At 66.0% G+C, this 14,323-nt stretch carries 2 protein-coding genes; one reads left to right on the top strand and one right to left on the bottom strand.

The window, feature by feature from the left end; all coding sequences use genetic code 11:
- Position 1: 1 nt before the first annotated feature.
- Positions 2 to 493 (bottom strand): helix-turn-helix transcriptional regulator, encoded by a 492-nt coding sequence (locus OKW98_RS27340; RefSeq protein ID WP_322114145.1) that lies wholly within the window; start codon positions 491 to 493, stop codon positions 2 to 4.
- 615 nt (positions 494 to 1,108) lie between these two features.
- Between OKW98_RS27340 and OKW98_RS13595 the strand changes: the two genes are divergently transcribed.
- Entirely contained in the window at positions 1,109 to 14,257 is a 13,149-nt protein-coding gene (locus OKW98_RS13595) for a BapA/Bap/LapF family large adhesin (protein ID WP_265385201.1), read from the top strand.
- Positions 14,258 to 14,323 lie beyond the last annotated feature (66 nt).

Genomic DNA, 14,323 nt, shown 5'->3' with positions numbered 1-14,323 from the left:
ATCAGGCGCTTTGCTGGACTTTCATCATGGCCAGGCCGATGAAGCGTCGCGAGTCTTCCTGAAAGTCCCGCACCTGGGCGGCAAATTGCTCTTCACGGCTATCCACGTGGCGGGTGCTGAAGCAGGTGGCGACGTCGACGATGACTTGAGTCGTGTCGTCAAGGCTCTGGTGCAGCGTGCCCAGAATGCCAACCGCGTTGCGGTTTGAAATAATGACGTCGCGGTTACTGCTCAGGACCGTCCTGGTCGGCAAGGATCGATCGTCGGCGTCGAGTCCGTCCACCAAACCGATGAGGCTATTACCGGAAAACAGGTAATGCATATCGACGCCGGCGTCGCAGACGCGCTGGAGGTAATCGGCTTTGGGTGATCGATGGCCACTTTCGTAGTGACCCTGGGCGTTAGGTTCGACGCCGCCAATTCTGGCGAACGCGATTTGCGTCAGGCCTAACCGTTTGCGCTCTTTTCTCAAACGCGTGCCAAGCTTTTCCATGAGCAAACTCCTGCTGAATTCACGCCACACGATGGACCGGTGGGTGGAATGGGGGGCTGGAGTGCGAGCTTCCTGGGTGAGCGAAATAGCCTCGTACGGTGGTAACTCACCACCTTACAGCCTTTGCAACATGAGCGAACAAGTATTTGGCTGGCCTCCTTGTGGGCGTTTTTTTAAAAACGCCGTGTTCTGGATCGTTTGCAGTCATTTAAAGAAGGCGCCTCTGCCCAACGGTCGGGCATCCAGGTGAATGTGCTTAACAAGATCGATCACGTCCCGGCGGCCATTGTCAGTCTTCCACTAATCGACTCGATAAACGCAAACGTTTCCACCCATACGGAGCCATTTGCGCAACGCGCCGACGACCGGTAGATCGTCATCTAATCCAGAATATTCTCAGCTTATTCATTGCGTTACGGCATATTCATTTCGTCACATGGCGAAACGTCAAACTATTTTCTATTGATATTGGGTGGTTCCAATCTAAATTAATGGCAAACGGCTTTCATCCTAATAAGAAACAAAGTTGCGCCTGATTCGATGATCGGGCGGCTGGTATGACACGCCATTAACCGCGTTGTTGTAGTGCCAAAAGCGAAGAAAAGGACTGTCAGAATGGACAATATCGTTGTAGCTAATAAAGCCACCTCCGAACTTACTGCCAAAACATGGGGGGATCTGTCACTCGATTCACCGTCAGTTGTTCAAATGCCTGTTCCACCCAGCCAAGTCGCTTCGGTCTCCCGCAACGGGCAAGACCTTGTCGTGAACTTGAAGAACGGCGAGCACATCAAAGTCGCCAACTTCTTTAACACCGCGCCTGAGGGTCCGAACAGCGACATGGTGTTCCAGAGCGAAGACGGTACCCTTTGGCAGGCGCAGTACGACACTCAGTCCTTCAACGGTTTTACCTTCGATAAAGTCAATTCGCTGGACGAATTAATCGCAGACGCCGGCCTGGTGGACGGTGCTACCCCCACCTTTGCAATTGCCGGGCTCGGCCTGTTGGGCGCCGGCGGTGCGGCAGCAGCAGCGGGGGGCGTCGCAGGGGGCGGCGGCGGTGGTGGCGGCGGCGGCGGAAACGCCGCTGACACGTCAGCCCCCGTGGCCCCGGGCAACCTGCTCGTCAGTGCAGACGGCACGTTACTGACCGGCACCAGTGAAGCCGGTGCAACCATTCAGGTACGAAACAACGCCGGCACCCTCCTCGGCAGCGGTGTCGTGGCGCCGGACGGCAGCTTCAGCGTGACGCTAAACCCCCCGCAAACGAGCGGCCAGCCCCTGGCGGTCAGCGCCACCGACGCCGCAGGCAACGTGTCCCCTTCCACTCAGGCGCCTACGCCCGATATCGACGGCGGAACACCCCCAGGGTCAGACACCACACCCCCTCCTGCGCCGGGTAACCTGGCGGTCAACCCCACGGGTAGCGTGCTGACCGGTACCGGTGAAGCGGGTGCCACCATTCAAGTGCGCGCCGCCGATGGCACCCTGCTGGGCAGCGGCATCGTTGCGACAGATGGCACCTTCAGCCTTACACTGAGCCCGGCGCAAACCGATGGCCAGTCGTTGACCGTGACGGCAACTGACCCCGCCGGCAATATCTCCGTACCCGCTCAAGCCTTGGCGCCGGACATCGACGTCACCCCCCCAGGCGACACCACGCCACCCGATGCGCCGGCCAATCTGGCCGTCAGTGCCAACGGCACCCGGCTGACTGGCTCCGGTGAAGCGGGCGCGACCGTTCAGGTGCGCGCCGCCGATGGCACGCTGCTCGGCAGCGCTGTGGTCGGGGCAGACGGCACCTTCAGCCTTACCCTCAGCCCGGCGCAAACCGACGGCCAGTCGCTGACCGTCAACGCGGTTGACGCCGCAGGCAACGTCTCCCCACCTGCTCAAGCGCTGGCGCCAGACATCGACGTCCCACCGGGGGGCGACACCACGCCACCCAATGCACCCGGCAATCTTGTGGTCAGCGCCGATGGCACGCGCATCACCGGCTCCGGCGAAGTCGGCGCGACCATTCAAGTGCGCGCCGCCGACGGCACCCTGCTGGGCAGCGGCACCGTTGGCGCGGACGGCACCTTTAGCCTCGGCCTCAACCCGCCGCAAACTGACGGTCAGTCGCTGACCGTCAATGCGGTCGACGCATCCGGCAACGTTTCCCCGCCCGCTCAAGCCCAGGCGCCGGACATCGACGTCACGCCGCCCGGCGGGGATGTGACGCCGCCGGATGCCCCGACCGGCATTGCCATCAGCGGCAACGGCTCGATTGTCAGTGGCCGTGGCGAAGTTGGCAGCACCGCGAGCGTCATCGATGCCAACGGCAACGTGCTCGGCACTGCCGTTGTGGGCACTGACGGGCTGTTCAACATCACCCTGAACGCGCCGCAAAACGCCGGTCAGCCGCTGCAGGTCACCCTCACCGATGCCGCCGGCAACACCTCCGCCAACGTTCCCCTGCAAGCACCGGACACCACGCCGCCGGCGGCGCCTTCGGATTTCGTTCTGTCGGCTGACGGCCTGACCCTCACCGGTCGTGCCGAAGCGGGCGCTCGCGTCCTCGTGCGCAACGCGTCGGGCGCGGTCATTGGCGCCACCCGCGCCGGCCTCGACGGCACGTTCAGCGTCACCCTGGACACGGCGCAGCTCAACGGTGAAAAACTCAACATCAGCGCCACGGATTCGGCGGGCAACTCTGCCTCGGCCGAGCTGACCGCCGCCGACACCACCCCACCCTCGCAAGTCACCGATGTGGTAATCAGCGCGGACGGCACGCAGGTCTCCGGCAAGGGCGAAGTCGGCGCCACGGTCACCATCGTCGGTGCCAGCGGCACACCCATCGGCACCGCGATCGTCGGGGCAAACGGCACCTTTGAAACCACGCTGACCACCCCGGTCAATCCCGGTGATCAGGTGCAGTTCACCCAGACCGACACCGCAGGCCTGCCTTCCCCCGTGCTGGTGGTGACGGCGCCGGACGCCAGTGGTCCGGCGACGCCTTCCGGCCTGGTCATCAATGCCGACGGCACCCAGTTGAGCGGCACCGCGAGCGCCGGTTCGGTGGTTCAGGTGCGCGATGCCAACGGCGTGCTGCTCGGCAGTGCGACAGTGGGCAGCAACGGCAGCTTCACCGTCGTACTCAATCCGGCCCAGGCCAACGGCGAAGTGCTCGACGTGGTCGCGGTCGACGGTCAGGGCGAAAGCTCGGTGACCGTTCCCGTCACCGCGCCCGACATCACCGGCCCTTCCGCTGCCACCGAGCTCAGCGTGGCCAGCAACGGACTGACCCTCACCGGCCGAGGCGAACCGGGCTCGACCGTTTCGGTACGGGATGCCCTCGGCAATGTCATCGGGACCGGCGTGACCTCCGCGACCGGTAACTTCACGGTCACCCTCGCTTCGGCGCAAACCAACGGTCAGGCGCTGCAAGTGGTATTGAACGACGCCGCCGGGAATCCATCGCCCGCCGCGCCAGTCAGCGCACCGGACCTTGACGGCCCGCTGCAACCGGCCGCCATCAGCATCGACGCCAGCGGCACCACGCTGACGGGCACCGGCGAGGCCGGGTCGACGATCACCGTCACCGACGCCAACGGGACCGTGCTCGGCACCGCAATCGCGGCGGCGAACGGGCAGTTCAGCGTGACCTTGAACACCCCGCAGAACAACGGACAAACGTTGTCGATCAGCGCCAGTGACAGCAGCGGCGGCGCACCCGCCACCGTGACCTTTGTCACCCCCGACACCCAGGCACCCGCCGCGCTGACCAACCTTGTTCTCGACGGCAACGGTCTGACCCTGACCGGCGTCGGTGAAGCCGGGGCCAGCGTGACGGTGCGTGATGCTGCGGGCAACGTCATCGGCACCGGCCAGGCTGGCGCCGACGGCAGCTTTACCCTGACCCTGACGACCGCACAAACCGACGGTCAGTTGCTGCAAGTCACCCAGGCCGACGCCGCCGGCAACCAGTCGGTGGCGGCTCCGGTCACTGCGCCGGACCTGAGCGCACCGGCACCTGTGACCAACCTTGATCTGTCGGCCAACGGCCTGATCGTGACCGGTAACGGCCAGATCGGTGCCACCGTCACCGTCAAAGACGCCCTCGGCGCAACGCTGGGCAGCGCCGTGGTTGGCAGTGACGGACGCTTTGAAGTCACCCTGTCCAGCGCGCAGATCAACGGCCAGAACCTCAGCGTCTCGCAAGTCGATGGCTCGGCCCTGGCGTCTCCAGCGGTGCCATTGCAGGCAGCGGACATTCAGGCGCCCGACGCTCCCACCAGCCTCACCCTGAGCGCCGACGGCCTGACGCTGAGCGGCCAGGGCGAACCCGGCGCCACCGTCAATGTACGGGACGCCAATGGCAACGTGCTGGGCACCGCAACGGCTGACCCGGTGACCGGTCGCTTCAACGTCACCCTCAACTCGACCCAGGACGACGGCCAGGTGCTGCAGGTCAAACAGACCGACGCAGCAGGCAACATCTCCCCGGCGTCCCCATTCACCGCGCCGGACACCACTGCGCCGGATGCGCCCACCGGGATCACCATCAGCAATAACGGCCTGACCGTTTCCGGGACTGGCATTGCGGGCGATACCGTGCAAGTGCGCGACGCCAGCGGAAACTTGCTTGGCTCGGCCGTCGTCGCCGGCAACGGCAGTTTTGCCGTGACCCTGAGTCCGGCGCAGCTGGACGGTCAGGTGTTGAGCGTGACCCAGACCGACGCCAGCACCCTGCCCTCGCTGCCGGGTTCTGTCACCGCACCTGATATCACCGCACCGCCGGCACCAAGCGGCCTGAGCCTTGACGGTAACGGCGTGCTCACCGGCACCACCGTGGCCGACGGCTCGGTGAAAATCCTTGATGCCAATGGCGTTCAGATCGGCACTGCGACCGCCGGGACTGACGGGACATTTACCGTCAATCTTTCCCCGATCCTGAGCAACGGCGAGACGGTGCAAGTGGTCGCCACTGACGGTCCTAACGATTCGCTGCCCACGGCAGTGTTTGCGCCTGACACCACCCGACCGGTCGATGTCACGAACCTGGCAATCAGCCCGGACGGCGCGAGCGTTTCCGGCGTCGGCGAGCCCGGCACCACCGTCACCGTTCGCGGACCGGGCAACCAGCAGCTCGGTATTGGCACCGTTGGCCAGGATGGCACCTTCGTCATCGGCCTTGATCAGCCTGTCGCCAGCAACACCACCGTGGACGTCATCAGCACCGACGCTGCCGGCAACGCGTCAAACCCGGTCGCTCTCGCAGGTCCGGACGGTACGCAGCTGGCAACCCCCAACGGCATGGCCATCAGCACCGACGGTTTCATCATGACCGGCGCGGCAACGGCGGGCAGCACAGTCACCATTCTCGACAGCAACGGGGTCAGTCTGGGCAGCGGCAGGGTCAACAGCTTCGGCCGCTTCAGCATCCTGATGCGTTTCGCTCAATTGAACGCGCAGACCCTGCACGTCGTCTCGACCGATGACGCGGGCCACACCTCGGTCACCGCGCTGGTGGTCGCCAACGACCTGACGGCGCCCGACGCCCCGGCCGGGCTGACCATCAACGCCGATGGCAGCGTGGTCTCCGGTCGAGGCGAAGCGGGCTCGACGGTGGCCATTGCCAACAGCGGCGGCACCGTGCTGGGTTCCGGCACCGTTGCGCCCAACGGTACGTTCGCGATCACCGTGACGCCGTCGCAGCTGGACGGCCAACCACTGACGGCCACGCAAACCGACCTGGCCGGCAACGTCTCGCAATCAGGCAGCGTTATTGCGCCTGACCTGACCGCGCCCAACGCCGCCACCGGCCTGACCATCAACAACGTCGGCACCGTGGTCAATGGCCTGGGTGAAGCGGGTGCGACGGTGACCATTCGCGACGCCGCAGGCAACATCCTCGCCACCGGCCTCGTCAACCAGAGCGGCCAGTTCCAGGTCACGCTGCCGAACGCCGTCACCACCGGTGCACCGCTGAACGTGACGCTCACCGACGCTGCCGGCAACGTCTCGGCCGGTGCCAGCCTGACGACGGTGGACACCACCCCACCAGCCCTGCCACAGAACCTGTTGATCAGCGCCAACGGCAGCACATTGACCGGTACTGGCGAGGCCGGCGCGACGGTGAAAGTCCTCGACGCCAACGGCACGTTGCTTGGCACCGCGCTGGTGGCCAGTGACGGCACCTTCACCGTGACCCTCGCACCTGCACCGAATAACGGCCAGGCCCTGGACATCAGCCAGACCGACCCGAGCGGCAACGTCTCGCCGTCGGCAAACCTCACGGCGCCGGACATCACGCCACCCGCTGCCCTCACCCAAGTGGCGGTGAACGCCGACGGCCTGACCGTAACCGGCCGGGGCGAACCCGGTGCGACGGTGTCGGTGCGCACGGCCGGCGGGGCCCTGTTGGGCACTGCGCTGGTGGCGGCCAACGGCGCATTCAGCGTCACGCTGAGCACCGCGCAGATCAACGCTGAAGTCTTGACCGTGACCCAGGAAGACCCGCCCGGCAACGTGTCGACGGCGGTCAACGTGACGTCCGTCGACCTCACTGCACCGGACAGCCCCACCGCCCTGTTGCTCAGCGGCAGCGGCGTGCAACTGGCGGGCAACGCCGAAGCCGGCAGCACGGTCACCGTGCGCGATGCGTCGGGCAACGTACTGGGTTCAGGCGTCGCCGGGGCCAATGGCGTGTTCCAGGTCAGCCTGTCCAGCCCACAACTCAACGGCCAGAGCCTGAGCGTGACCTCGACCGACGCCGCCGGTAATGTCTCGGTGGCGGCGCCTTATCAGGCCGCTGACACCACCGCGCCCGCCGCTGCCAGCAACCTCGCCGTCAGCGCCAATGGCCTGACCCTGGGCGGTACCGGCGAGGCCGGTGCAACGGTGGTCGTGCGCGATGCCAATGGCAACGCGCTGGGCACTGCGACCGTGGCGGCCAACGGCAGCTTCACTGTGGGCCTTAACCCAGCGGCAGTGGCCGGCAGCACGTTGACCGTGGTTCAGACCGACGCTGCTGGCAATCCTTCCGATGCCAGCACGGTGATTGCCCCCGGCAATCTCGCAGAACCTGCGCCCCTCAATCTGGCCCTCAGTGCCGACGGTCTGACCCTGACCGGCACCGCCAACGCCGGCAGCACCGTCAGCATCCGCACCGCCTCCGGTGTGCTGCTGGGCACGGCGCTGGTCAATGGCGACGGCACCTTCAGTGCGCAACTCAATGCCGCGCAACTCAACGGCGAGTCGCTCTCGGCCATCGCCACCTCCAGCGATGGCATCAACTCGCTGGCCACCGGTTACCTGGCGGCGGATGTCACCGCGCCCGGGCAACTCACCGATCTGGTGCTCAACACCAATGGCGTCACCCTGACCGGCCACGGCGAAGTGGGCGCAACGGTGACGGTGCTGGGCACCGGCGGGGTTATCCTCGGCACCGGGCAAGTGGGCGCCGACGGCAATTTCTCGCTGACGCTGAGCGCGCCGCAGATTGCCGGCCAGTCCCTGAGCATCAGCCAGACCGATGTCGCCGGTAATGAATCCGCCAGCGTCGACCTCACCGCCAGGGACCTGATTGCGCCGAACGCACCCCTTGCCCTGGCCGTCACGCCCGACGGCGCGGTGCTGTCGGGCACCGGTGAACCCGGCGCCACGGTCAACGTGTTCAACGCTGCCGGTGCCCTCGTCGGCTCCGGCAGCGTGCGCATCGACGGCACCTTCCAGCTCACCCTCACCACCCCGCAAGCCAACGGCGAACTGCTGGCGGTGACCCTGACCGATGCGGCCGGGAATATTTCCCTGCCCGCCAGCCTGACCTCTGTCGACACCACGGCGCCCCTCGCCCTGACCCAGCTGAACATTTCCAGCGATGGCGCGACGCTGACCGGCCGCGGTGAAGCCGGCGCGATTGTCACGGTGACCAACACCCTCGGCACCGTGCTCGGCACGGTAACGGTGGGCGTTACCGGGGCGTTTACCCTGGTGCTGGCCCCGGCGCTGACCAACGCCGAAGTGCTGACGCTTGTGCAACGCGATGCCGTCGGCAACGTGTCACCGCAAGCCAGCCTGACCACGCCGGACTTCACCCCGCCCGATCAGCTGGACAATGTGCGCATCAACGCAGCAGGCGCGGTGATCACCGGTACCGGTGAAGCCGGCGCCACCGTCACCGTCCGCGATGCCGGCGGCACACTGCTCGGTACCACGCTGGTGCTGACGGACGGCACGTTCAGCGTCACCCTCTCCACCCCGCAGATCAACAACCAGGTGCTGAGCGTTCAGCAGGCCGACCCGCCCGGCAACGTCAGCGTGCCGGCGACGGTCATTGCTCCGGACCTGACCCCGCCAGCGGTCGCCACCGACCTGCAGTTCAATGCGTCCGGCAGCGTACTCAGCGGCAGCGGCGAAGCCGGCGCAGGGGTGCGAATCACCCTGGCCGATGGCACGCAAGTCGGCACCGGCACCGTGGGCGTCGATGGCAAGTTCCTGATCACCCTGACCCAGACGCAAAACGCCGGTCAGCCGGTGTTTGTCGTGCTCACCGACGCCGCTAACAATGCGTCGGCGGCAGGCTCCCTTGCTTCACCGGACCTGACGCCGCCCGCAGCGGTCACCAACGTGCAAATCAATGACACCGGCGTGGTGGTCAGCGGTCGCGGGGAAGCAGGCGCCAGCCTGTTGATCACCGATGCCGCAGGCAACATCGTCGGCACCGGCGTGGTGGGTGTGGACGGCAATTTCGCGGTCTCGCTGTCGGTGCCGCAAACCAATGGCGAGCTGCTGTCGATCGTGCAACGTGATGCTGCGGGCAACCCGTCCGCCGGCGCGCCCGTTACCGCGCCCGACATCACCCCGCCCGCGCTGCCGGTCCTGGCGCCGCTGAGTGCCAACGGCCTGACGCTGACCGGCACCGGTGAAGTGGGCGCCACGGTCAAGGTGACCAGCGCCACCGGCGCCAGCCTCGGCACTACCACGGTGCTGGGCGACGGCACGTTCAGCGTCACGCTGTCATCTGCCCAGCTTAACGGCCAGACACTCAACGTCACCCAGACCGACGCTGCCAACAACGTGTCAGGCACGGTGGTTTACCAGGCCGCCGACGTCACCGATCCGCTCGCCGTGACCAACCTCTCGGTCAGCCAGGACGGTCTGACCCTCAGCGGGCGCGGCGAACCCGGCGCCACGGTCAGTGTCGCACTGACGGGCGCGGCCCAAGGCACGCCTGCACTTGGCACTGCCATCGTGCGCGCGGACGGTACGTTCAGTGTTCCGTTGACGACTGCTCAGCTCAATGGTCAGTCATTGTCGGTGGTGCAAGTCGACGCCGCGCAAAACGATTCGATATCGGTTGCTGTCACTGCGCCGGACAGCACGCCGCCAGCGGTGCCGGTGTTCACCTCGCTCACCGGCAACGGCACGATCCTGCAAGGGACCGCCGAAGCCAACAGCACGGTGACGGTGACGTCGGCCAATGGCACCTTGTTGGGTTCTGCTCAGGTGGGCGCCAACGGGCAATACTCGGTCACGCTGAGTCCGGCGCAGACCAACGGACAAGTCATCTCCATCGTGGCGACGGATGCCGCCAACAACCACTCCGCGCCGCTGGTCCAGCAGGTGCCAGACACTCAGGCGCATGATCCGGTCAGCAACCTGACCATCAGCGCCGATTACCTGCTGTTGGCAGGCCGCGGCGAAGCGGGCGCGACAGTGACCGTCAAAAACTCCCTGGGCGCCACACTCGGCACCGGGCAAGTCGCGGCCAATGGCACCTTCGTGGTGACCCTGGTCCCTGGCGTCACGGCCAATAACGTCCTCACGGTCGGTCAGGTGGACGCCAGCAACAACGTGTCCGGTACGCTCGACCTCACCGTGCCCGTGACCCCGCCACCGAATGCGCCGACCAGTCTGTTGGTCAGCGCCGACGGCCTGAGCGTGACCGGCAACGCCGCAACGGGCACCACCATCACGGTGTACAGCGCAACGGGCGTTGTCCTCGGGACGGCGGCCACCAATGCGGGCGGCACGTTCAACGTCACCCTCAATAGCGCGCAGACCAACGGCCAGAGCCTGGGCGTAACGGCCAGTACCGGGGCGGGCGGCGCATCGTTGCCGGCGGCGGTGCTGGCGGCGGACACCACGCCGCCGGCTGTGCTCAGTGATCTGGCGGTGAGCGCCACCGGCACCCTGGTGAGCGGTCGCGGCGAAGCCGGGGCGACGGTGACCATCACCACCGCCGCCGGTGTCACCCTTGGCACTGCGCTGGTCAATGCTGGCGGCACCTTTGGCGTCGTGCTGAACACGGCGCAAGCCAACGGTCAGATCCTCAACGCGTATCAGACCGATACCGCGGGCTTGCCGTCGGCCATCTTGACGGTCACAGCGCCCGACACTACCGCGCCCAACGCACCGGCGTCGCTGGTGCTCAATGGCGCCGGCACCGTCCTGAGCGGGATTGGCGAAGCCGGCGCAACGGTCACCGTGCGCAGCAGTCTTGGCGTCGTGTTGGGCACCGCCACCGTGGCAGTGGACGGCACGTTCAACGCCAACCTCTCGGCGGCCCAGCTCAATGGTCAGTTGCTGTCGGTGAGTCAGCGTGACGTCGCAGGCAACGTCTCGTTGCTCGCCAACCTCAGTGCCGTCGACACCACGCCGCCCGCTGCGCTGACCAACGTCGCGCTGAATGTCGCGGGCCTTCAGGTCAGCGGCAACGGCGAGGCCGGCGCGACCGTGCGCGTGACCAACGCGGCCGGGGTTGTGCTCGGCAGCGCCGTGGTCAGTGCGGCGGGCGGGTTTGTCGTCTTGCTCTCCAGTGCTCAGTTGAACGGTCAGGTGTTAAGCGTCCAGCAGGCGGACGTGGCCGGTAACGCGTCGGTCGTTGCGACGGTCAATGCTCCGGACCTTCAGGCGCCTAATCCCCCTTCCGCCCTGGTGTTGGCCGCCAACGGCCTCACCCTCAGCGGCAACGGTGAAGTCGGCGCGACAGTCAGGGTGTTCAATGCCAGCGGCACGCTGTTGGGGACCACCACCGTAGGCGCTGGCGGAACCTTCAACCTCACCCTCAACGCTGCGCAACTGGACGGCCAGGCGCTGACGGTGCGTCAGGTCGACGTCGCGGGCAACGTGTCGGCTGCCGGCAGCCTGGTGGCTGCGGACATCACGCCGCCCGGCGCACCGACAGCGGTGGCCGTCAATGCCAGCGGCTCGGTGGTCACGGGTACCGGTGTCGCCGGCTCGACAGTGACCGTGCGCAACGCAATCGGGGCTGTGCTCGGCAGCACGACAGTGGCCGCCAACGGCAGCTTCTCGGTGGCATTGAGTGCGGCGCAGATCAACAACCAGGTGCTGAGCATCAGCCAGGCGGATGCCGCGGGTAACGTGTCGATTTCGGCAAGCGCCATTGCGCCTGACCTGACACCGCCGGCTGCACCCGGTGCGCTGCTGGTCAGCGTGGATGGCCTGACGGTCAGCGGCACGGGGGAAATCGGCTCGACGGTGCAGATCAAGTCCACCGGCGGCGCAGTGCTCGGGACGGGCACTGTCGGGGCCACAGGGCTGTTCAGCGTCACCTTGGCACCGGCGCAGATCAACGGCGAAACCCTGCTGGTCAGCCTCACCGACATCAAGGGCAACCTCTCGGTGGCGGCCAACGTCACCGCGCCGGACATCGACGTCAACACCCCGGTCATTGCCAGCGACAACCTGGCCACCGCCTCGGTCAGCCTGGTGCCGGTGAAGACCACGCAGAACGTTGCGGACTCCTTCAGCACCTTGCTGGCAGGGTTTTCCAAGGCATTTGTGTTCACCGTCAACAGCGGCACCACCCTTGATCCGACCCTGACACTGACCACCGGCAGCGCGGTGTCACTGCTCGACGGAGTCGTCTACACACTGCAGGTCAAGAACGCCAGCGGCAGCTGGGTGACCCTGGACGTCAACGGCAACGGCGGCCTGCTCGACCTGGTCGCCCTGACCGGTCAGGGCGTGCGCGTCAATATCGCCGATCTGCAGGGTGGCGATTACCGGCTGGTCGTGTCGAGCACCGGCATCGGCGTGGTGACCACGGTCACCACGCAGCTGCAGCTGGACGTCACCAGCCTGACCCAGTTCAACGGGGTGGCCGGTGCCGCCGTGACCGGCAACGTCATCACCAACGTCGGCACCGACGGCCAGGTGGATGTGACCGGCCCGGACAACGGCGCGGTGCTCCAGGTGCTGAAAAACGGCAGCTACGTCACCGCCAGCGCGGGCACTACGGTGCAAGGGCTGTACGGCACATTGACCATCGACGCCAGCGGCAACTACAGCTACACACCCAACGGCGCTGTCGCCAGCGTCGGCAAAGTGGATGTCTTCAGCTACCAGCTGGTGCACCCGAACGGCCTCAGCGACACGGCCAATCTGTACGTGCGCATAGACAGCCCGCAGGCCACCGAGGTGTGGAGCGATACCAACCTGGCCAGCCCGGCCTTGCTGGTCGACGCCACCAACGACATCGCGGTCAGCGACATTACCCTGGTCAACAAGGAGGTCATCACCAACTCGACGCTGGGCAGCTTCAGCGTGCCAGTGCTCGGCGGTGGCAACGGGTCGTGGAACACCAGTGTGGCGGCCGGCACCATCAGCGATCTGACGGTAGTGGTCAGCTCGAGCAACGTGGCCAGCCTGCTGGGTTCGCTAACCGTCGGCCTGTACAAGCTCAACACTGCGACCGGCCAATATGTACTGGTCAAGAGCTACGGCGGCAGTGCCCTGGCGAACCTGGGCGGCAATAGCTACGGCATCCGCTTCGACGACCAGACGGCCGGCAGCTATCAGGTGAAAATCAGCTCCGGCGGCATCGGTGTGCTGACCACCGTCAACGCCAGCCTGATCAACGACGCCACTTACACCAATCAGTTCGTGGTCAGCAGTTACACCCCGGTGGCGGGCAACCTGCTCACCGATACGGCCGGCGGCGGGGCTGATGTGCTGGGCTCGGCATACACCGTGCTCAGTGTGCTGGCGGCCGGCAATTACGTGACACCGGGCTACAACGGCACCACGATTCTCGGCACCTACGGTTCGCTGCTGGTGCAGGCGGACGGGCGCTACACCTACACCCTGACGCCGGGCCAGACCAATGCGGTCATCGGCCATGAAGACATCTTCACCTACCAGCTCAAGCACCCCAACGGCACCACCGACACGGCGACGCTGACCGTTGATCTGGAACAGGCCGGTGCCGCCGTCACTACCTCATTCGCGGCGCTGTCCACCGTAGCGAACGTCGACGATCACAGCGCCACCGCCGTTGCGACCACCGGCGCCGAGCTGATTCAGGGCACGGCGGGCAATGACACGCTGGACGGGTCCCATGGCGGCGCGGTCACCCTGCAAGGCGGTGCTGGCAACGACACGCTGATCATCGCCGACCAGCATTTCGCCTCGGTCGATGGCGGCACGGGCACCGATACGCTGCTGTGGGCCGGGGGCGATGCGACCATCAACCTGGGCGATCTGCAGAGCCGGATCCACAACATCGAGGTGCTGGACCTGAACCACACCAGTGCTGTCGCGCTGACCATCAGCCTGGCGGACCTGGTGTCCATCACCTCGGCAGACAACAACACACTGATCATCAAGGGGGGCAGCGAAGACAGCGTCCACATGACCAACACCTGGGTTGCCGGCGGTGCGCAACAAGCCGATGGCGTCGATTACACCCAGTACACGCCGCAAGAAGATCCAACCCACCATCTGTGGGTGCAGAACGGTATTCACGTCGTTTGATCAGCCCGCCCTCTGGCGCTGCCAGCGGCGGGGTTCAATCGGCCGAATGATGGGTTCGGCCGGTTG

The sequence above is a fragment of the Pseudomonas sp. KU26590 genome, assembly GCF_026153515.1.
Lineage (GTDB): Bacteria > Pseudomonadota > Gammaproteobacteria > Pseudomonadales > Pseudomonadaceae > Aquipseudomonas.
The sequence above is the reverse complement of the archived record's forward strand: the minus strand, read 5'-3'. Positions and strand labels throughout refer to the sequence as shown.

What these genes read in the sequence shown, in the direction of transcription:
- OKW98_RS27340 (WP_322114145.1), bottom strand. Translation starts at nt 493, where the DNA reads ATGGAAAAGCTTGGCACGCGTTTGAGAAAAGAGCGCAAACGGTTAGGC.
- OKW98_RS13595 (WP_265385201.1), top strand. Translation starts at nt 1,109, where the DNA reads ATGGACAATATCGTTGTAGCTAATAAAGCCACCTCCGAACTTACTGCC.